The sequence below is a fragment of the Sphingobium sp. 15-1 genome (assembly GCF_013375535.1).
GTDB classification, from domain to species: Bacteria; Pseudomonadota; Alphaproteobacteria; order Sphingomonadales; family Sphingomonadaceae; genus Sphingobium; species Sphingobium aromaticivastans.
Genome location: NZ_JABXJG010000003.1, coordinates 201,326 through 222,817, shown reverse-complemented (window position 1 = coordinate 222,817; position 21,492 = coordinate 201,326). Strand labels below are relative to the sequence as shown.

Here is a 21,492-nt window from a genome sequence, read left to right as displayed (position 1 = left end):
GAACACTGGTCGACGTACCGGTCATAGTTGTGGGTGGTGCGCCCGTGGGCCTCGCGACCGCATTTGAGCTGCAGGCGCGCGGCATCGAAACTCTGCTGGTTGAGCGCAAGCCGACGACCACCCGCCATCCCAAAATGGACGTCACCAATGGCCGCAGCATGGAACTCTTCCGTCGCTGGAATGTCGCCGAGGTCCTGCGCGACGTCGCGGTGCCGCGGACCAGCCCGATGGACGTGTCCTGGGTATCACGGCTGAACGAATGGGAGCTTGCCCGCTTCCGCTATCCGAACGTGGATGAATGGCGCGCACGCATCCGGGCAAAGAACGACGGCACTCAGCCGCTCGAGCCGAACATGCGGATGAGCCAAGTGGTGCTCGAGCCAACGCTGCGCGCAATCCTGGAACAATCGCCGCTGGTCGATGTCCGCTTCGGCTGGTCCTTCGAAGGCTTTGAGCAGAACCAGGACAAGGTCACAGTCGTGCTTCGCGAAGTTGCCACCGGCAATATCGAGCGTAAGACCTGCACCTTGATGGCCGGTTGCGACGGCGGCGGCAGCCTCGTTCGCCACATCCTGGGTTATCGCTGTGAAGGAAACTACGACGTTGTGCGTCACTACATGGTCCACTTTCAGTCGACGGCGAAGGAGTTCCTCGAACGATTTGGCATCGCCTGGCACTATCAGTCGCCAGCCGGCAGTACCCTGATCGCGCAGGACGATGAAAAGACGTGGACCCTGCATTGCCTTGTGGCGCCCGAGACCGACGCCGCCACGATCGACCCCGAGCGCCTTGTGTTCGACGCGCTTGGCCGCGAGTTTCCGATTGAGGTGATCGAGGCCAATCCGTGGTCGCCCCATTTGGTGCTGGCGACCGGCTATGGCCGAGGGCGCGTCTGGATGGCCGGAGATTCGGTGCATCAGGTCATTCCCACAGGCGGCTACGGCATGAACACAGGAATCGGGGACGCTGCCGACCTGAGCTGGAAGTTTGCCGCAGTGCTGCAAGGCTGGGGTGGTCCCCGCCTGCTGCCCAGTATCGAGGCCGAACGCCGTCCGGTCGCGGCGCGCGTCGTCGAGGCGTCGGGCACACACATGGACGTGCGCTTCAAGATCGTTGCCGCCTATGACCCGATCATCCACGAGGACAGCCCCGCTGGAGCGGAGGCTAGGGCGGTCTATGGCAAGCTGATCCGCGACCTCGGCAATGCTGAGAACGAGGCGCAGGGCATCGAGCTCGGCTATCGCTATCGCGACTCGCCGATCATCTGCCACGAGGACGACGAGCCCGAATGGCGGCTGTTGGAATATGTACCAAGCACATGGCCGGGGGTGCGTGCGCCGCACCTCTTCTTAGCTGACGGCATTGCGATCTTCGATCGCCTTGGCCCATGGTTCACACTGCTCGCTTTTACCGACGCCGAGGATCAGCCCTTAGTCGACGCAGCGCGTCAGCGCGGTGTCCCGCTGACAGTAGTACGGATCGACGACCCTCATGCCCGCGCCATCTACGAGCGCGACTTCGTGCTCGTCCGCCCGGACCAGCACGTCGCCTGGCGCGGCAATGATATGCCCGCCGATCCGCTTGCGGTCATCGATCGAATCCGGGGAGCCTGACCATGACTGAACCGATCATCCGGGCCGATGCCATCACCCATGTTGTCTTCGAACGGCGCGAAATTGAGGCGATGGCGCAGTACCTTGAGGATTTCGGCTTCGTTGATACGGGCATCTCGCTCGATCGGCGGCGGTTCTTCCGCGGGCATGGCAGCCGCCCCTATTGTGTCGAACTGATCGCGGCTGGACGGGACAGGTTCATCGGCTTCGGGTTCGCCGCGCATTCTGCGGATGATCTCGAGCGCTTGGCAGAGGCGACGGGTGCTGCCATCGAGCCGGTGGACGCGCCGGGCGGGGGGCAGCGGGTTCTGCTCCACGATCCGGATGGCGTCCGCGTTGACGTCATACACGGTGCCGCGCCGGTCGCGCCCCTCCCTGTGCGGGAGGCTCTGTCTGCGGTGAATACGCCGACGACCGCCCGGCGCGTCAACGCGCCGTTGCGCACCGAGCTCGCGCCCGCGCCGGTGTTCAGGATCGGCCATGTGGTGCTGCAATCAACCAGCTTTGAAACGACATCATCCTGGTATGCACATCACTTGGGTTTGCTGCGGACGGATGTCCTATCGATCGAGGACGGCAGCCCGGCCCTCGGTTTCTTCCGGCTCGATCGAGGGCAGGAACCCACCGATCATCACAGCCTCGCCCTCCTCGCCGGCTCCAGCCCGGCGATGCTCCACATTTCGACCGAGACGATCGATCTGGACGCCATTGGACAGGGGCACCAATATCTTCGGGCGCGTGGCTGGGCTCATCATTGGGGCATAGGTCGCCATCTGCTGGGCAGCCAGATCTTCGATTATTGGAAAGACCCCGTCGGCGACGAGTGGGAGCATTACGCCGATGGCGACCTGATGACCGCCGATTATCCGACCGGCCACGACCGCCTGTCGCGTGCCGGTCTCTGGGTGTGGGGTGATGATCTTCCGGATTCGATGCGTCCGCCAGGCCCGTTGCCTGTCGATGCGCCGCTAACAGCCCGCGGCATAGTGGACGCGCTGCTCGTTCCAGCCCGCCCCTGGCTTTCCTGACATCGAACTGCGCAAAAAGGATAATCCATGCCCAACCTCATCGTCCGCTTCCAGGATGCCGCCGCTCCCCGCTGGGGAGCGCTGACATCAACCGCGCCTGGCCGACCGGAGGACATCATCGAGGTCGTACCGATCGCGACCGATGCGACGACGACAGCCGGCCTGATCGCCGCCATCGACGCCGATCCCGCCCTGCCTACGCGCGAAGAGCCCGTCCGTATCGCAGCCGCCACCCTGCTGAGCCCGGTGACCAGCGACGCCACCCTGGTTTGCCAGGGTCTCAACTATCGCGAACATGCCGCCGAGGCCGGCCATCACGAGCGCAAGGCCAATCTGTTCTTCGCCAAGGCCAGCTCGAGCCTGACCGGCCCTTATGCCGACATCGTCCGCCCCGCTGGCGTCGAACTGCTCGACTATGAGATCGAGGTCGGCATCGTGTTGCGCCGGGCCATCAAGGCCGGCGAGGTGGTGACGTCCGAGACGATCGGCTCCTATGTCGCCGGTGCGGTGCTGTGCAACGACATCTCGGCACGCGACATCATGTTCGGCGCGTCCTTCATGCAATGGTATCAGGGCAAGAGTTATCGCGGCTTCTGCCCGACCGGCCCGGTTCTCTATTTGTTCGACGCTGCGGACGCAGCGGCGGCGCTCCGCCAGTTGGAGATCAAGCTGACCTACGAAGGAAAGGTCCGTCAGTCGGCCAGCACGGCGGATCTCATCTATGGCCCTGCCGAAACATTGACCCAGCTGGGCCAGATCATGGATCTGAAGCCCGGCGACATGGTACTCACCGGCACGCCGGGCGGCGTCGTGGTGCAAGGAACGCCGAAGCTGATCGAATCGCTGAAAACGTTCCTGCTCGATGATATCCGCCGCCGCGATGAGATGCGGTTCGAGATGAAGCGGCTCGCCAATTTCCTGCAGCCCGGCGAGGTCCTGAGCCTGCGAATGAGGGATGCGGGCGCAGATAGCGATCTGGGCGGACAATATTCGCGGATCATCTCGGCTTGAGCCAGTCGACACATCTCGCGGTGACGGTCGCCCGGCGTCCGGTCGCGATCCCGCAGGCGGAGGATTTTGCCGTTCGCACGGTGACATTGCCGGACCTTGCCGAGGTGCAGATCCACGTCCGCAACCACTATCTCTCTGTCGATCCGGCGATGCGCCGCTGGCTGAGCGATGCCAAAGGCTATGCCGACCGGATCGGGATCGGCGACGTGATACGCGCGTTCGCCGTGGGCGTGGTCGTCCGTTCGCGCGCGCCTGCCTTCCACGAGGGTGACCCCGTGATGGGCCTCTTCGGCTGGCAGGAGGAGGCGATCGTCGTACCCGAGGCCGTGATGCTGCGCATCGACGCTGACGCGCGGTGCCTGTCGCCCTATCTGGGCGTCCTTGGGCTCAACGGCATCACCGCTTATTTCGGGACGACAGACGTGTGCCGGACCCAGCGCGGCGACACCGTCGTTGTCTCAACGGCAGCGGGATCGGTCGGTTCTTGTGTCGGCCGGATCGCCAAGCGGTTCGGTGGTCGCACGATTGGCATCGCGGGCGGCCCGGAGAAGACGCGCCAATGCATCGACGAGTTCGGCTATGATGTGGCGATCGATTATCGGAGCGAAGGGGATCTCGACGCCGCGATCACGCGCGCCTGTACAGACGGGGTCGACGTTTATTTCGACAATACGTCGGGCGGGATTAGCGATGCGGTGCTGCGGCATATCCGCATCGGCGCTCGGATCGCGATCTGTGGCACGGCGGCGATAGAGAGCTGGACCCCGTGGCCCCTTGGCGAACGACCGAACCGTCACCTGCTCATCAAGCGGGCAATGATGCGCGGCTTCCTCGCCACCGACTACCACGACCGCCATGCAGAGATCGTCAGTAGGCTATCTGCCTGGGTGGACGAGGGCAGCCTGCGTTACCGCGAAGACATCCTCGATGGGCTCGGCTCGGTCCCTGGCGCAATCGCCTACCTCTACTCGGGTAAGAGCACGGGCAAGCTCCTTATCCGCCTTCCCGCAGCACAGGATTGATCCCATGTCGAAGGTTATCATCAGTTGCGCGGTCACAGGCGCAGTTCACACGCCTACGATGAGCCCGCACCTACCGATAACGCCGGACCAGATCGCCATGCAGGCGATCGAGGCCGCGGAGGCTGGCGCATCGATATTGCACCTCCATGCACGCGATCCGGAAACGGGCAGGCCGACGCCCGATCCCGACGTGTTCATGCAGTTCCTTCCCCGTATCAAACAGTCGACCGATGCGATCGTGAACATCACCACGGGCGGCGGGCAGGGTATGTCGATCGACGAACGGCTCGCGGCTCCCCTCCGCGCATCGCCCGAGCTGTGCTCGCTGAATATGGGATCGATGAACTTCGGTATGTATCCGATGCTGAACAAGTATAAGAGCTTCCAGCATTCGTGGGAGGCCGAACATCTGGAGGTGTCGCGCGACTGGATTTTCCGTAACACTTTCAAGGATATTGAGGAAATCCTCGAACGGTTAGGCAAGGGCCATGGCACAAAATTCGAATTTGAGTGCTATGACACCGCCCATCTCTACACACTGGCGCATTTCCTCGATCGCAAACTGGTGACACCGCCGCTTTTCGTGCAATCGATCTTCGGCATTTTGGGCGGAGCCGGCGCAGACACCGAGAACCTGCTTCACGCCAAGCGGATCGCCGATAAGCTGTTTGGCGATCAATATAGCTGGTCGGTGATGGCAGCCGGCAAACATCAGATGCCCTTTATTACATTGGGCGCGATCAATGGCGCCAATGTCCGCGTCGGGTTGGAGGACTCGCTGTTCGCCGGCAAGGGGCGCCTCGCCGCCTCTAATGCCGAGCAGGTGCGCCTGATCCGATCGATCCTCGAGCCGCTGTCACTGGAAATCGCCACGCCCGCAGAAGCACGCGAGCTCCTCGCACTTAAGGGCGGCGACAACGTCGCTTTCTAAGCGCAGGGCCGATGGCGCGTTGCGATCTTTCGTGGCCGGGCTTCCATAGCGTCCGGGCAGGACGCGGGCCAGTAGGCGCGACCCGCGATAGGCCGCTCAAACCTTTTGCAAGAAGGCAAATAACCTTTACAATAGTAAAGGATATAACCGCTAGAGGCAGATGGCGTGAGTTGATGCCCTCCAACAAGAAAATGAGGTGAAAGATGTTGTTTGACGATAAGGTGATCCTGGTCACGGGGGCAGGGTCGGGTATCGGACGAGCTGCAGCGATACATTTCGCCAAAGAGGGCGGCTGGGTGTTCGGGGCTGACCGCGACGAAGCCGGCCTGACCGAGACGAGCGAGGCGGTGTCCGCATCCGGCCATCGCTTCGATGCGGTGAAAGTCGATGTGTCCAACGAGTCTGCCATTGCCGAACTCATGCAGACGATCGACAACAAGGCGGGCCGCCTCGATGCGGCATTCAACAATGCGGGAATTGCTGGTGGCAACCATCGCCTGGAGGACTATCCTTCGGACCTGTTCGCACAGGTGATTTCGATAAATCTTTTCAGCATCTTTTTATGTATGAAACATCAGATACCGTTGATGCGCAGAAACGGAGGCGCAATCTGCAACACAGCCTCCGTCGCCGCGCTGACAGGTCCTGGCGGCTTGTCAGCATATGCGGCATCCAAAAGCGGCGTTCATGGACTGACCAGGGTTGCCGCCATGGAGAATGCTTCCAAGGGTGTTCGCGTAAACGCGCTGGCGCCTGGGCTGACTGACACGCCGATGGTGGCTACGACCCGCGTCGAAAATGCGGCTTTCGATAATATGGCGCGGACGGCGGTTCCGATGAAGCGGGCGGCGCAACCCGATGAGGTGGCTGCTGCCGCGGTTTGGTTGTGCTCGCCCGCCGCGAGCTATGTCACAGGGCAGATGGTCGTCGTAGATGGCGGGCTGACGATCGGCGGGTTCGAGCCCTAGCAGTTCCGTCCCCCAGAGGTGCACCGATGCACAATGGTTGCCCGTTTCCGGAGCGTGGGCGAAGGACCTTTCGCCGCTAGAGAAGCTGCCCGGCTGTAACGAACCCGACGGCGGCGCGCGTCTCGTCTCCTTCCTTTCACGCTCTCTCGCGGCTCTTACGGCATTACAAGGCTGCACATCGCCGCAGTTATAAGGCTTGAGCGCAAGTCGCTTTGCCCCAGATTTCGTCCGGCCGGGGTGCGGTCGAGCGCCTTCGTTCGGCGCAGTGGTTCGTTTTCGCGAGGTGGCCGCCGATTGCCTCCAGGAAGCGAATAAAACACTTTACAAATGTACCGTTTATATTGATCCTAAGCAGCCGCCCGAAGTTATAAGATCGCCGGAGAGAGACGATGCCGCTTGATAATGAAGTTGAAAAGCTACTCGCCGCGATGGCTGCGGTCCCCGGGCCTCGGCTAGGAGAGGTCTCCGCCGCGGAGATACGTGCCGTTGAGGCCGCGATGGCCGAGCAGATGCCGTCAGGTCCCACGTTGGAGGTCGTGCGCGACATCGCGATCCCATCCGACGCTGCCCCTATTGCAGCTCGTCTCTACCGCGACAGCCCCAAGCCACGCGCGCTCATGGTCTACTATCACGGCGGAGGCTGGACGCTCGGCGGAATCGCCCTCATCGACGGCGCGATACGGCGCCTCGTCAAAGAAAGCGGCCTGGCAGTATTGTCGGTTGATTACCGGCTCGCACCCGAACACGTCTTCCCGGCTGCCGTAGAGGACGCGCTCGCTGCCGCGCGCTGGGCATCGGGGCACCGCGAGGAGCTTGCCGGCTGGGACGCTCCCCTGCTGGTAGGCGGAGAGAGCGCGGGCGGTAATCTGGCAGCGGTGGTCAGTCAGCTGGCGCGGAGCGTTGGACTCGATATATCGGCGCAGCTGCTGGCCTGCCCCTGCGTGGCATCCTATACCGATTCACCATCCATGCGCAGTATCGAGTCTCCTTTTCCGCCGCCGGGAGCGATTGGCTGGTTTTTCGATCAGTATGTTCCCGATCAGAAAATGCGATCCGACCCGCGCTTTGCGCCGCTTGAGCAGAAAGATTTGGGAGGTCTGCCGCCTGCTTTCGTCGCGACGGCCGAGTACGACGCGCTGCGCGATCAGGGGGAGCAATATGCGGAGCGGCTCGCCGCAGCCGGGGTTTCCAGCGAGGCCAAGCGCTATCTCGGCACCTTTCACGGGTTTTTCGAACTTGATGGCGGTCTCCGACATTCTCGTGAGCTAATCGCTGACTTCAGCCGGTTTTTGGATACAACCCTGAATAGCACCGCGCCAAAGGCCGCGGCATGACAATGCTGAGTATCGTAAAAGGTGCGACCGATCGTCCGCTGATCGAGGAAACGATCGGCGCGCTGCTTGACCAGGCAGCGAAGCAGGCCGGCGAGCGCGAGGCACTCGTCGTCTGTGATCAGGGCGTTCGCCTCAGCTTCGCGGAACTGAGGGATCAGGCGGAGGCCTTTGCCGCAGGCCTCTTCGCGCTCGGCATACGACCCGGAGACCGTATTGCCATCTGGTCACCTAATAATGCCGAGTGGACGATCACCCAGCTTGCTGCCGCAAAGGCCGGGCTGGTCCTCGTCAACGTAAATCCCGCCTACCGGACCTCCGAACTCGAACATGCGCTCAACAAGGTTGGCTGCGTTGCCCTGATCACCGCCCAGCACTTCAAGTCCAGCGACTATGTCGCCATGTTGCAAATCATCGAGCCGACACTCGGCGAACAGCCAGCCGGACGCTTGCGTTTGGAGCGGTTGCCGGAGTTGCGAACGATCATCACAATCGGCGACGCCAGGCATCCTGGTTGCTTGCCGTTCGCCGAGGTGGCGACGCTCGGGACTGCGGAGCATCGCCGTCTCGTGCGTCAGGCGCAGGACGCGGCGCGTGCGAGCGATCCAGTCAATATTCAGTTCACCAGCGGCACGACGGGATTGCCAAAGGCGGCGACCCTTTCCCACCGAAACATCACGAATAACGGCTATGAAGTCGGCCGGGCGGCCGGTATCGGAGCAGGCGATCGGGTGTGCATTCCGGTGCCGCTTTATCATTGTTTCGGCATGGTGATGGGTAACATGGCTTGCCTCACCCACCAGGCCACCATGGTCTACCCCAGCGAGGCTTTCGATCCTGGCGCGGTGCTATCGTCGATCGAGGCCGAGCGCTGTAATTTCCTCTATGGCGTGCCGACGATGTTCATCGCCGCTCTCGGCCATCCGGAATTCGCGCGATTTGACCTCAGCACGTTGCGCGGCGGAATCATGGCCGGCTCGCCCTGTCCGGTCGAGGTTATGCGCGAGGCAATCGAGAGAATGCACATGACCGGGATCACCATCGCCTACGGCATGACGGAAACCAGCCCGGTAAGCTTCCAGAGCGACACCGCCGACACGATCGAGCGCCGCGTAAGCACGGTCGGGCGGATACAGCCGCATCTGGAATCCAAGATCATCGATGAAACCGGGAAGATCGTACCGCGAGGACAGCCGGGCGAACTGTGCACCCGGGGCTATTCCGTCATGATCGGTTACTGGGGTGATCCCGAGCAAACAGCCGCCGCGATCGATGCAGAGGGGTGGATGCACTCGGGCGACACCGCCATTCTGGACGAAGAGGGTTACTGTCAAATCGTCGGTCGGTCGAAAGACATGATCATCCGTGGCGGTGAGAATGTCTACCCGCGCGAGATCGAAGAGTTCCTCTACACTCATCCGGCTATCCAGGACGTGCAGGTGATCGGTGTTCCCGACGATCACTATGGGGAAGAGGTGTGCGCGTGGATCAGGTGTCATGACGGCGCTTCGCTTGACGAAGAGGAATTGCGGATGTTCTGCCGCGGACGAATCGCCCACTATAAAATTCCGCGTCACATTCGGTTCGTGACTGATTTTCCGATGACCGTTACCGGTAAAATACAGAAGTTCGCGATGCGCGATGCCATGGTGAAAGAACTGTCGCCCACCGTCACAAAGTAATGGGCGGCCGACCTGACAAGGCATGCGGGCCTCAATCCGTCTTTGGCGCCCATGCGGGCAATTAATCAATTGCGATGCCGTGCTGACCGCCGTCATCCCTATCGACGCTATGGATTGTGGCAGCGCATATGTTATGGGCAGGATATGTCTAAGGAAATGATCCCCGCTCCGAAATCTTCTTCCTCTGGTCGGGTACCCGGCGATAAAAAACCGCGCCGCGAATTTCAGAAACGTAAGGAGCAGCAGCGCGCCATCGAGACCCGCGAAGTCATTCTTCAGGCCGCGCTCAGCGAGTTCGCGGAAAAGGGATTCGACGCTGCCACCACCCGTGGCATAGCTCAACGTGCGAATATCCAGCATCCGCGGATCACTTATCATTATCGAAACAAGGAGGTGCTGTGGCGCGCGGTTGCGGAACACTTTTTCGCAGAGATACAGGACAAATGGGATCGGAACATTCCAGACACGTGCCAAATGAGTGCCAAGGAAAGGGTCCACGAGGAATTTCGTGCCTTCTTTCGATTTACGATGGAACATCCGGACTTTCATAATTTCATGTTGCGCGAGAACAGGCCGAACAACCCGCGGTTGCCGTGGCTGGTCGAGGCCGTAGTCTCGCCTATAGTCTCCCGTCTGCTGAACCAGATCCGTGCCGCGCAGCAAGCGGGGGATCTGCCTGAAGGGAGCCCCATTCTGATTGTTTTTATGCTGATCGGCGCCACATCGGCATTATCCACCCTGCGACCCCAGCTGAATATCATGACCAACTTTCTCGCGGAAACACCCGCGGTCGCAAAGGATTATGAGGATATCTTCTCCCGGCTCATCTTCGGTAGCGAGCCGCTGAAATAAATCAGCACATCCGTATGGTTTAATATTGACTCCAGCGCTATTCGATGGTTGATTGGCTGCGGGTGGCGGCGGACCTTCGCACGCTGCCACCGGTCGGCACGCAGCTCTGCTCCATCGCTCAAGCGAGAAAAAAGACGTGCCTTCGACCTATGGGAGAAAGACTATGCAGTTTGGCGCGTTCGATCAAAACGACTGGAGTGGTCGACCCATTGTAGAGCAATATGAAGAACGGCTCAGTTTGGCCGCTCTTTATGAGGAAAGCGGTTTCTATTGCTATCATATGAGCGAGCATCATGGCACGCCGCTCAGCACCACCCCGTCTCCGAGTGTGTTCCTGGCGGCGATGTCGCAGCGGACAACGCGTTTGCGTTTCGGGCCATTGGTTTACCTGCTCCCGGGCTATAATCCACTGCGCCTGATCGAAGAGATCGCGATGCTCGACAATCTGAGTCGCGGACGCTTCGAGTTCGGAGCTGGGCGCGGCGCCTCTCCGCACGAGATGGGCTATCTAGGTATCGCGCCTGAAGACATGCAGCCTATGTACCAGGAAGCGCTTGATATAATTCTTTCCGGGCTTTCTGAAGGAACGCTCGACTATCAAGGGCAGTATTGGCGCTATTCCGGAGTGGAGCTTTCGGTTCGTCCGATTCAGGCTCCCTACCCGCGCTTGTGGGTGGCGATGGGCGGATCGCCGCAATCGGCCACTTGGCCGGCCCGCCATGGGGCGAACATCATCTGCGGAGCGCCCGCCACCCCGGCACGCGCGGTGTTTCAACATTATTTGAATGAGCGCGTCAGGGCGCCCGATCATGGCAATGCCACGCCCCTGATGGGTCTCAATCGCTGGATCGTCGTGGCGGAGACCGACGCGGAGGCGGAGGCGATCGCGCACAGAGCCTGGACCATATTCTACGCCAACTTCATCAAGCTGTGGCGCCGCCACGGGGGAACGCCGGATAATAAGCTACCTGAAGATTTCCATCAGATGCTGGCTGCCGGCGCAGCCGTAGTTGGATCGCCGGACACCGTTTGCGCCAAGCTCACTGAGCAAATTCAGATCAGCGGTGCCAACTTCCTCAGCGCGACATTTGTCTATGGGGATATGTCGCTCGACGAAGCGCGATCTTCCATAGCTCTTTTCACACGCGAGATCATGCCGACGCTGACGACCGCCAGCCGCGAAGCTCATGCGGCTTTACTCGCGGCATAAGCCCATATCAGTCCTCGGGCCAACCAATTTTGGGAATAAGTTCTACGAACGTGGAGTTTTTATGGACAGCCTCCGATCGAGGTGATACCGCTCCACTTAACAAGATGGCGCAGGCTAACGCTTCCGGAGAGGTGCATTGGTGGACGTACCGAGCATAGTAGTCGGTGAAGGGCTGGCCGGTCTTGTGACCGCCCTTCAGTTGCAGGCACGTGGCACGCGGGCCGTACCGGTCGAGCGTAATCAAGTCACCACCAAGCTCACAGGACTGAGGTCAATGGGCGGAGTGCGGGGCTTTCCGCTGCATGGAACATGCCAGGGCGTGTCCGCGCACTCGCAGCCGGCCAACTGGATGAGAAGGCCGAAGTGCCGCACTAGGCTATCAATCTAGATCCTATGGGGAGTGACATGGTGCAACACAATGTCTCAGCTGAATTTCAGGTCATACCGAAAGAAGCACCGACTCTTTCAGAAATAAATATGAAGGTTGATGACCTTCTACCGTTCTTCATGGAGAAGGGCGCCGAAAACGAGAAGGCGCGCATGCTTATTCCAGAGGTGTTCGAAAAGATCGAACAACTTCGCCTGCATAAACTACTAGTGCCAAAAAGCTTAGGCGGGATCGGGGCCTCGATTACGGAGCATATCGATATCATCGAAAAATTGTCTTATGCCGATGCTTCGACGGGATGGGTCGTATTTGCCAGCGGGGTCTCAACCGCGACAGCTGCCGGATATCTGAGCACGACTGCGGCAAATCATATCCTTGCTTCAGACGCACGCGGGTTCGTCGCGGGCGCGGGGGGCCCGACCGGCGTAGCTACAGTGGTGGACGGTGGCTATTTGCTGACCGGAAAATGGAGTTACGGCAGCGGCTTGTTGCATGCGGACTGGTCCCACTCAGGCGCGTTTGTGCATGAAAACGGCAAGATGCGCCTTGATCAAAATGGTGGGCCTGAACACATCATACTCCATGTGCCGATTGCCGATGTTGAGCTGAGTGGAAACTGGGACGTTCTCGGGCTGCGGGCGACTGGAAGCGTCGACTACGCAATTTCGGACGTCTTTGTGCCACATGCGCATACATATTCGCCATCGAATCCCACTATAGCAAGTCGACCCGAGATTTTCGGGATCGGAATGATGCCGATTGTAACGATCGGGCATGCCGCTTGGGCAGCCGGTGTTGCTCGCCGCATCCTCGATGAACTCGCCAACTACGTTCGGACGAAGGGGATGCGCGCGGGATCGCTTGCGTCGAGCGACTCGTTCGCCGAACGGTTTGGAGAGGCGCAAGCTCGGACTCTTTCGGCGCGCGCATTTCTCTACAAGATATGGGCGGATATCGAAGCCAAAAGAGCTTCGCTCGAGCCTCTGTCTACGCGCGATATCACGATGATTCGACTGGCACTCAGCAATATGACTTATGCCGCTGTCGAGGCCGGTGAGTTTGCCTACCGCATCGCGGGCGGTGAATCATTGCGGCAAAGCACGATGCAACGCGTTTATCGGGACATACATTCCGGTAGCCAGCATATCACATCTTCGGCGACTGTCATGCAATCCTGCGGCCGCCAGTTAGCGGGCCTCGCGACCGATGAAGTCTGGGGCATCAATTCACTCGTCAAATTGCCTTAGAAGGAAAGATGGTCATGCCGGTACTGGAAGATGTCTTCAGTTTGGCGGACCAGGTCGCGGTGGTGACAGGGGCCGCTGGCGGCTTGGGTCGCGTCTTCGCCTATGCACTAGCCGGCGCCGGGACGGATGTCGCGCTTTTCGACATCAACGCGAGGGGATTGAATGAAACGGCTGAGCATGTCCGATCGCTGGGACGCAACGCCTATACATATACCGTTGATGTCGCGGACGAAATTCAGGTCGTGGCCGCGTTTGCCGAATTAGAAAAGACCGTGGAGCATATCGACATTCTCGTGAACAACGCCGGCGTCGGTCAGGCCTATCAAGGGATGATCCATGAATACCCTTCGAGTGAATGGCATAGGCTGATCGACGTCAACTTGAATAGCGTCTTCTACTGCTCACGCGAGGCGCTCAAGCAGATGGTCGCGCGGCGTAAAGGAAAAATCATCAACATTTCCTCGATTTGGGGGCTCGTAGGAGGTGGTTTCGTCGCTGCGGCAGGATACGCCACCACGAAAGGCGCGGTGGTCAATCTTACGCGTGAAATGGCACTCGAATATGCGCCATACGGTATTCAGATCAACGCCATCTGTCCCGGCTTTCACAGGACAGGATTGGGCAATTTCGATGACCCGGAATTTGCGCGGCTCATGACCAGCCATACGCCAGCCGGCCGCATTGCGGACGCTGATGAATTGCGGGGAACGGTGATTTATCTGGCTTCGTCGGCATCCAGTTTCATGTGCGGGTCAATCGTCGCCGTCGATGGCGGCTTTCTCGCACAATAGGGTGGAAAAGTCGGGAGAGCATCCAGAGTGCTTTGCAGACGGCGAGGAGTGTTGCGATCGCGTTTCTTAATTCCCGTATAGTTTCTTGTACCAACATGGCGCCCCCATCGCGACTTTGGGACAGTGTTTAAGCTGCCAACATTCCTCTCAGCCATCTATTCAGCACATTTGTAAAGTTTAATTTGACACGAAACATAGACGTTGCTATCTCTGGGTCCGAAAACCGCCCAGGTTTTTTTGAGGGTAGCTGGGTCAGACGAAACGGTGCGATTTCAAGGATTGGCACGCGGCTTGCGACGGCCGAAGTATCTGAGGCGGCGGCGCCGCGTTAACTCTCTAGTTGTTTTGGTATATTCTGGCATTCAAGAAGTACGCATCCACAACTTATACAATAATACGAAATACTGGGAGAGGTTATGAAGAACATCGCAATCCTATCAGTGCTGATGACAACCTCGGCTATCGTTTCTTCGGCGGCGTATGGCCAGGAGGCGGCTTCCTCGAGCAGCTCGGCATCAGCGCCGTCGGAACTCGGGGATATCATTGTCACCGCGCAGAAGCGCAGCGAGCGACTGAACGACGTGCCACTATCAATAACCGCAGCGACGGGAGAGCAACTGGCCAAGGCTGGCGTCAACGGTCCGGCCGATCTCGAAAAGATCGTGCCGGGCTTCACCTATCAACCAAGCACCTACGGCACGCCGGTCTTCACGATCCGTGGAATTGGGTTCTTCGACACGGCCGTGGCCGTGGCTCCAGCCGTGAGCGTCTATGTCGATCAGGTGCCACTGCCCTTCCTCGCGATGACGCCCGGAGCGTCACTCGACGTTGAGCGCGTGGAAGCGCTCAAAGGCCCGCAGGGCACGTTGTTCGGGCAGAACTCGACTGGTGGCGCCATCAACTATATCGCGGCCAAGCCCACCAAAGACCCCAAAATGGGCTTCGACTTGACCTACGGTCGCTTCAACCAAATCGACGGGCAAGCCTATGTAAGCGGTCCGATCACCAACACACTGACCGGTCGAGTAGCGGTACGCCATGAATATCGGGACGGCTGGCAGGTCAACCAGTCCCGCCCGAACGATCGGCTCGGAACACGCGACTTCACCTCCGGGCGCCTGCTCCTTGATTGGGAACCGAGCGACACATTGCGCTTCGAATTCAATGCTAATGGCTGGATCGACAAGAGCGACACCCAAGCGGCGCAATATGTGTCCTATGCTCCGACGAAGCTGCCGGCGGATGGTGGTTATACCGATTTGCAGGCTGCGATATTGGCCGACAGGCCGGCACCAAGCAACAACAGGGCTGCGGACTGGGATCCGAACACCAGTCTACGTCGCGACGACAATTTCTATCAGCTTTCGCTGCGGGCAGACCTCGATCTCTCAGATGCCGTCACGCTGACGTCGATCAGCGCCTATTCGCGTCTCAAGCAGCTTGCCCCGACGGACAGTGACGGCGTCGATGAGAACAACCTCCTCTATACGGTCGATGCCAAGATCGACGGCGTTTCGCAGGAACTCCGGCTGGCCGGACAATCGGGGGACGACAGGATCAAATGGATGGTTGGAGGGAACTATAGCCATTATAACAGCAAAGACGATCAGCTAGGTCGTTATACCTCCTCAAATAATGGGATTGGCCCGTTCCGGTGGAACGCATTCCTCAACAGCAATCATCAAAAAATCGAAGGCAAAGCGATCTTCGCCAGTTTAGATTATGGCTTGACCGATACCATTACGGCGCAAGGATCTATTCGGTACAACAAGGAGACCCGGGACTTTACCGGATGTCTCTATGATCCGGGCGATGGCGCCTTGGCGAACGCCTTCAGCTTCCTGTCAAATGTTTCGCGCGGCTTCACGCCACCGGTCGTGGCGCTGGCTCCTGGCTCGTGCGTCACCCTCGGCGATGGCACAACAGGCGCGCTCGGTGTGCCTGTGCCCATCGTCCAGAAGAGTTTGAAGGAGGACAATGTCTCCTGGCGCGCCGGGCTGAACTGGAAGCCTGACCGCGACACCTTGATCTATGCGAACGTCACCAAGGGCTATAAGGCGGGGAGTTTCCCGACGGTACCTGGCCTTACACCGATCCAGTTTGATCCCGCTCCGCAGGAATCGGTGGTCGCATATGAAGCGGGTTTCAAAATATCGTTGTTTGACCGCGCCATGCAGCTAACCGGAGCCGCATTTTATTACGATTATAAGAACAAGCAGATTCTCGGCTATATCCCGAGCGCCTTCGGTAATTTGCCAGGGCTTGTGAACATCCCGAAGTCGAGTGTGCGCGGCGCCGAAATCGGCATCAACTGGCGACCGGTGGCCGGCTTCACGTTCAATGGCGGCGCGACCTACATCAAATCGCGGGTGGACAGCAGCTTTGCGACGAACGACCCTCTTGGCGCGGTCATCGATGTGAAGGGAGAAGCATTTCCCAGCACACCGAAATTCCAGATTTCTGGCGACGCGGGATATGAGTTTGCGCTTTCCGGCAGCGTTAATGCGTTTCTCGGAGGCAATGCGCGCTATCGGTCGAAATCGACGGCCGCCTTTGGCAGGGTGCAGGCGTTTGATATTCCCGGTTATGCGATCGTCGATCTGCGCGCCGGCATTGAAAGCGCCGACAAGAATTGGCGGGCCCAGATCTGGGGCAGGAACGTCTTCGACAAGTTTCACCTGATTCACGTATCGCGCGTGATCGACACCGTCGCCCGGACCACCGGCATGCCGGCAACGTACGGCATCACGCTAAGCTACCGCTACTGATGATCAAGTGCCGAAACTTGGGAGCTAACGACGTGGCCCTCGAACAATCCATTTGCAACGGTGGGGACCGCCCAGGAAGTGCGGCACGCCGGCCTTCGATCCTTTCACAGGCTCCTTTGGAGAAATTCCAATGACCGACCTCGATACCTTATCGGCCGGAAACCCCCTAGGCGTTACGCCGGTCGATTACGACATATTCGATGACGCTATACGAGCGGACCCGTTTCCAATTTACCAAGAGATCCGGGACAGCGGCCCACTCTGCGCCCTGACGCGCCATGGCGTGTTCTGCGTGGCGCGGCATGCCGAGGCGAAATCAGTCTTGGAGAACTGGGCGGACTTCAGTTCCGCAAGTGGTGTTACCATGAACAGCATCACGAATGACGTGATGAAGGGGTCGTTGCTTCAGAGTGATCCGCCAGTTCATACCAAAATGCGCAAGGTCGTCATGCGGCCCCTGGCGCCAACGCAACTGAGTGGCCTGAGAGGGCGGCTTACCGAACTTACGCGCGAGCGGATTTCGCAGCTAAAGGGCAAGGGGCCAGTAGACGCAGTTCGCCACCTGACGACCTTGCTGCCGGTAAGTGTGGTATCGGAGCTGGTCGGCCTTCCCGAAGAGGGCCGCGAAAGCATGCTCGACTGGGCTGCCGCCTCCTTCAACACAGTAGCGCCCGTGGGACACCCCCAAGCAGATGCCGCATTTTCGGTTATCCAAGGGATGGTGAAATATCTGACCGATCCGTCACTGCCGAGCAAGTTAAGGCCGGGAAGCTGGGCAGCCGCTCTATGGTCTGAGGTAGAAAGGGGCGAGATTAGCCCCGATGACTACTCATCCGTCGTCCAAGCCTATGTCATGCCCTCGCTCGACACGACCATTTACGGTATGGGAAACCTCATCTGGTTGCTCGCAAGTAATCCTGACCAGTGGTCGCTGCTGAAATCGCAGCCTGCCCTTGTGCCGCGCTGCATCAATGAAGCATTGCGTCTCGAGTCGCCTGTGCTGGGATTTGTAAGGCAAGCAACGCGAGATGTGGAAGTCAGCGGCATCGCCATTCCCGAGGGCGCGCGGCTGATGGTGCTACTCGGAGCGGCTAATCGGGATGAACGACGGTACGAAAATCCCGATCTTTTCGATATTCAGCGCGACGCGCGGGACCACTTGGCATTTGGCGCAGGCATTCACCGCTGCGCCGGCGGTAATCTTGCGATGCTGGAACTCGCGACCGTCCTTGAAGAGCTCGTGAAGCAAATCGACCGTCTCGAACTGGTGTCCGTCGATCGTAGCAATAACTTGGGGCTTCGAGGGTTTTCGAAAATCGAAATGATCCTGCACTGAGATTCGGAGCGTGCCGCGCCATACTGGTCTAGGCAGAGGCAGGTAGAGTGAGATCCGGTGATCCAATGCGCCGGTTGCGGATAGCAGCGTGGGATAGAAGTTGCCGCCGTCCATGTATCGAAAGGATCGGTAGAGTGATTATAATGTTGGCCGACGAGCGGTTCGAACTGGTCGATCCGAACAACTTCAGAGAGATGAAGCTGGTCGCGGGGGCGCCCCTGCCAAATAGCACGGTTGAAGATCAGCTTGGCCGGGTCGAAGGCGACCATGTGTGGGTTAGGGAGTCGTGGTTCCTGGCGCAGCCATGTGCCGACGCCACTGAATGGCTGAACTTGTTCCAAGGAATGAAGGATTATGCCAGCGGAAAGGGTTGGGTAGATAGTATGGGAGCCATCCGTGTTCATGTCGAAAACAACCGTGACGAGCCAGTCACACGATGATACGCCAAGCACCTGATGTCGCATGTGATAGCGACGCCACCATGCCCGCGGGCACGTTGCAAATGGCCGATTGCCTCAAAAGCGCCATGCGACGAATGCCAAGCGCCGTCGCACTGATCAGCACACGCGATCCAGGCACGGGGCTCTCTGCGGGGTTGATAGCATCAGCCGTCATTCCCGTTGCGATGGATCCACCATCAATGCTGATCTCGATCAATCGCAGCGCCAGCGCTCACCAATTCATAGCGCGGGCTGGAAAGCTTTGCATCAATCTTCTGTCGATCGAACAGGCCGAGCTCGTTAAATTATTCACTGATCCTCTTCAAAGGGATCAGAGGTTCTCCGGAACGCTCTGGTCGGATAGTGAGGGTATACCATATTTGCTGTCTTCATGCAGCAATATCTTCTGTCGGACCCGCACGACAGTGATGTTCGGGACACATGAAATATTCATAACAGAGGTGTTCGATGTTCGGGGCAGCGATCGGCCCGCAGACCCATTGGGTTGGATCGACGGCGATTTCGCGCGGCTACGGCCACTCTAGCCTTGGATGAGAATAATAGCCGAACGACCACACGTGATGCTTTATTATGCGGATCGGAAACGAGCGGGACTTGCGATGCGCGACCAGGGACCTGTTGGCAGGCGGTCGTGCCCTCGAGGCTACCGAAGGAACATGCAGAGAAGCGTCCGTCTAAGGGAAACTCGATATGATCGCTCCATCGTCCCATCATTCACGCTCGGCGGCAATCACGGGCGCGGCGGAAGGCCTCGGGCGTGATATTGCACTCGAACTAGCAGCCAAGGGTTACACCGTCTTCGGCACCGCGATGTCCGAGTCCACTTGTGCGGCGCTGACAGAGCAATCGAACGGGCATATAATCCTGACGGTTTGTGACATCACTGATGAGCAGGCTGTAAAGAGCTGGACTTCGAGTGTATCTCAGGCGCTGGGCGATCATGGCCTTGATCTTCTTGTCAGCAACGCCGGAATCCTGACGCCGGGACCGCTGGAAGTTGTGCCGCTCGATGCTATCCGGCACGAATTCGAAGTGAACACGTTCGGTCCACTATCTGTTATCAATGGCTTCCTGCCAGCGCTGCGAAATGCGCGCGGCCGTATCATGCACATCAGCACCTGGTCGGCGCGACTGCCTTTGCCTTTCAATGGGCCGTCCGGCGCGTCGAAGGCGGCAATGGATGTGTTCGCCATGGTCTATCGGGCCGAGTTGAAAAAGTTCGGTATCGATGTCGTGCTCGTGCCGGCCGGTAATATGCAGACTGGAGGCCCGGCCAAGACCGCAGCGGCGCTCGCGCATGTGGCCGACGGCATGAGCGCTGCAGAACGTGCTTTGTATGGCGACGAATTCGCCACTTTCACACGTGTTCTCAATAGTATGCAAGGGAACGGCCTTGACTCTCTCAGCGCCGCGCGCGCAGTTGTCAAAGCTGCCGAGGAAGACCCTCCGGCCAGTTTGGCTCCGATAGGAGACGATGCGGTGGGAATACTTGAGGCTGTCCGCCAAAAATCGGACGCCGAGCAAGATGAGCTGAGGCTTGCGCTTGTTGGGCTCAGCCCGTGACCGCTCTCGCTGCCTCAGCCGACGACGTGCCCCTGCACCATCTCGAAGATTACTCGCTACTCGTGTCGCTTGCGAAGCTTAGGCCTGTCAAAGCATTTCGCCCGAAGTCGCGGCAAATGGCTCCATCTTGGGGTGTCATCGGCAGGACGGACGAACATGATGCCGAGTTATTGGCCAGATGCCATCAGATCATGCATGGAGACGCAGGCAATGCGTGAGTTCGTTTACACTGCACAACCTGCCCGCGTGATCTTCGGCCCCGGCTCGTTTGGTCGTGTTCAGGATGAAGCGCAGCGCCTTGGCATGAAACGCGTTCTGGTGCTCTCGACACCCGGGCAGAGGCGATCTGCGGAGCGTGCCGCAGACTTGCTCGGCGGGCTGTGCGCCGATGTGTTTGCCGACGCGGTGATGCACACCCCGGTCGCCGTGACCGAAGAAGCGATGGGGGTTGTGGCCGTCAAGAACATCGACGGCATCGTCTCGATCGGCGGCGGTTCGACCATCGGCTTAGGCAAGGCGATAGCATTGCGCAGCGACATGCCACAGATGGTCATTCCGACGACCTATGCGGGATCGGAAGTTACACCCATCATCGGCGAGACCAGGGATGGGTTGAAGACCACGCAAACAACGCACAAAGTTCTGCCCGAAGTCGTGATTTACGATGTCGACCTGACCCTCGGCTTGCCCGTCGGATTGTCGATTACGAGCGGGTTCAACGCTATCGCTCATGCTGTCGAGGCGCTCTATGCCAAGGACGGCAACCCGATAATCGACATGATGGCGGAGGAGGGAGTGAGGGCCCTCATCCACAGCCTGCCGCAGATCTTCGAAGACCCCGGCATTTTGGAGGCCAGATCCGCTGCGCAATACGGCGCTTGGCTATGCGGGACTTGCCTGGGATCGGTCGGCATGTCGCTCCACCACAAGCTGTGCCATACCTTGGCCGGCACATTCAACCTTCCGCATGCGGAGACGCACACGATCGTTCTGCCTCACGCGCTGCGGTACAATGCGCCGGCGGTGCCAAGCGCGATAGCCGCACTCGCGCGCGTGTTTGACGATCACGATCCAGCCCGAGCTCTCTACGATCTTGGCGGCGCCCTTGGCGCACCTCGCGCGCTGAAAGACCTCGGTATGCCGGAGAATGGGATCGACCGGGCGACCGACCTGGCGCTGTCCAATGCTTACTGGAACCCCCGCCCGCTCGAACGTGAGGCCGTGCGGGCCTGTATCGCTGCGGCATGGGCAGGCGGTCCGCCGCGAGACCGCTGACGTACCGACAAGACA

General features: G+C 59.4%; 19 protein-coding genes. 18 read left to right on the top strand and 1 reads right to left on the bottom strand.

Translation table 11 applies throughout. The annotated features are described in order from the left end of the window. Positions 1-5: 5 nt before the first annotated feature. From HUK72_RS24045 to HUK72_RS23975, 15 genes are all read left to right on the top strand, one after another. Positions 6-1,613, top strand: coding sequence for an FAD-dependent monooxygenase (locus HUK72_RS24045; RefSeq protein WP_176599446.1), 1,608 nt, complete (start codon positions 6-8; stop codon positions 1,611-1,613). A gap of 2 nt (positions 1,614-1,615) precedes the next feature. Next, positions 1,616-2,641 carry a VOC family protein gene (locus tag HUK72_RS24040; protein WP_176599076.1) on the top strand — a complete coding sequence of 342 codons (1,026 nt, stop codon included), beginning with the start codon at positions 1,616-1,618 and terminating at the stop codon, positions 2,639-2,641. Between the two features lie 27 nt (positions 2,642-2,668). Then, positions 2,669-3,652, top strand: coding sequence for a fumarylacetoacetate hydrolase family protein (locus HUK72_RS24035; protein WP_176599075.1), 984 nt, complete (start codon positions 2,669-2,671; stop codon positions 3,650-3,652). After that, positions 3,649-4,674 (top strand): NADP-dependent oxidoreductase, encoded by a 1,026-nt coding sequence (locus tag HUK72_RS24030; protein ID WP_176599074.1) that lies wholly within the window; start codon positions 3,649-3,651, stop codon positions 4,672-4,674. The genes HUK72_RS24035 and HUK72_RS24030 overlap by 4 nt, the downstream gene beginning before the upstream one ends. A gap of 4 nt (positions 4,675-4,678) precedes the next feature. Next, positions 4,679-5,605 (top strand): 3-keto-5-aminohexanoate cleavage protein, encoded by a 927-nt coding sequence (locus HUK72_RS24025; RefSeq protein ID WP_176599073.1) that lies wholly within the window; start codon positions 4,679-4,681, stop codon positions 5,603-5,605. 203 nt (positions 5,606-5,808) lie between these two features. Continuing rightward, positions 5,809-6,573, top strand: a complete 765-nt coding sequence (locus tag HUK72_RS24020; RefSeq protein ID WP_176599072.1) for an SDR family NAD(P)-dependent oxidoreductase — start codon at positions 5,809-5,811, stop codon at positions 6,571-6,573. Between the two features lie 389 nt (positions 6,574-6,962). After that, positions 6,963-7,907, top strand: coding sequence for an alpha/beta hydrolase (locus HUK72_RS24015; protein WP_176599071.1), 945 nt, complete (start codon positions 6,963-6,965; stop codon positions 7,905-7,907). Then, a complete protein-coding gene (locus HUK72_RS24010; protein WP_176599070.1) occupies positions 7,904-9,586 on the top strand; it encodes an AMP-binding protein in 1,683 nt (560 codons plus the stop codon). Before HUK72_RS24015 ends, HUK72_RS24010 begins: the two co-directional genes overlap by 4 nt. A 144-nt stretch (positions 9,587-9,730) precedes the next feature. Beyond that, on the top strand, positions 9,731-10,438 hold the full coding sequence (locus tag HUK72_RS24005) for a TetR/AcrR family transcriptional regulator (protein ID WP_176599069.1): 708 nt from the start codon (positions 9,731-9,733) through the stop codon (positions 10,436-10,438). A 163-nt stretch (positions 10,439-10,601) separates the two neighbouring features. Then, positions 10,602-11,648 (top strand): LLM class flavin-dependent oxidoreductase, encoded by a 1,047-nt coding sequence (locus tag HUK72_RS24000; RefSeq protein ID WP_176599068.1) that lies wholly within the window; start codon positions 10,602-10,604, stop codon positions 11,646-11,648. Between the two features lie 405 nt (positions 11,649-12,053). Beyond that, on the top strand, positions 12,054-13,283 hold the full coding sequence (locus HUK72_RS23995; RefSeq protein ID WP_176599067.1) for an acyl-CoA dehydrogenase family protein: 1,230 nt from the start codon (positions 12,054-12,056) through the stop codon (positions 13,281-13,283). A gap of 14 nt (positions 13,284-13,297) precedes the next feature. Next, positions 13,298-14,074: an SDR family NAD(P)-dependent oxidoreductase gene (locus HUK72_RS23990; RefSeq protein ID WP_176599066.1), complete on the top strand. Its 777-nt coding sequence runs from the start codon at positions 13,298-13,300 to the stop codon at positions 14,072-14,074. A 416-nt stretch (positions 14,075-14,490) separates the two neighbouring features. Then, positions 14,491-16,842 (top strand): TonB-dependent receptor, encoded by a 2,352-nt coding sequence (locus HUK72_RS23985; RefSeq protein ID WP_255325986.1) that lies wholly within the window; start codon positions 14,491-14,493, stop codon positions 16,840-16,842. 130 nt (positions 16,843-16,972) lie between these two features. Continuing rightward, on the top strand, positions 16,973-18,178 hold the full coding sequence (locus tag HUK72_RS23980) for a cytochrome P450 (RefSeq protein WP_176599065.1): 1,206 nt from the start codon (positions 16,973-16,975) through the stop codon (positions 18,176-18,178). Positions 18,179-18,321: 143 nt separating this feature from the next. Beyond that, positions 18,322-18,618, top strand: coding sequence for a hypothetical protein (locus tag HUK72_RS23975; protein WP_176599064.1), 297 nt, complete (start codon positions 18,322-18,324; stop codon positions 18,616-18,618). Here HUK72_RS23975 and HUK72_RS27445 read toward each other — a convergent pair. Next, a complete protein-coding gene (locus tag HUK72_RS27445) occupies positions 18,608-18,835 on the bottom strand; it encodes a hypothetical protein (protein WP_255326069.1) in 228 nt (75 codons plus the stop codon). The genes HUK72_RS23975 and HUK72_RS27445 overlap by 11 nt on opposite strands. Here HUK72_RS27445 and HUK72_RS23970 point away from each other — a divergent pair. From HUK72_RS23970 to HUK72_RS23960, 3 genes are all read left to right on the top strand, one after another. Beyond that, entirely contained in the window at positions 18,732-19,163 is a 432-nt protein-coding gene (locus HUK72_RS23970; RefSeq protein WP_255326045.1) for a flavin reductase family protein, read from the top strand. The genes HUK72_RS27445 and HUK72_RS23970 overlap by 104 nt on opposite strands. 166 nt (positions 19,164-19,329) lie before the next feature. Next, complete coding sequence (locus HUK72_RS23965; protein WP_176599062.1) at positions 19,330-20,202, top strand: SDR family NAD(P)-dependent oxidoreductase; 873 nt, start codon at positions 19,330-19,332, stop codon at positions 20,200-20,202. 210 nt (positions 20,203-20,412) lie between these two features. Further along, the gene (locus HUK72_RS23960; RefSeq protein ID WP_176599061.1) at positions 20,413-21,477 is read left to right on the top strand and encodes a maleylacetate reductase; all 1,065 of its coding nucleotides are present in this window, start codon (positions 20,413-20,415) and stop codon (positions 21,475-21,477) included. The last annotated feature ends 15 nt before the right edge of the window (positions 21,478-21,492 follow it).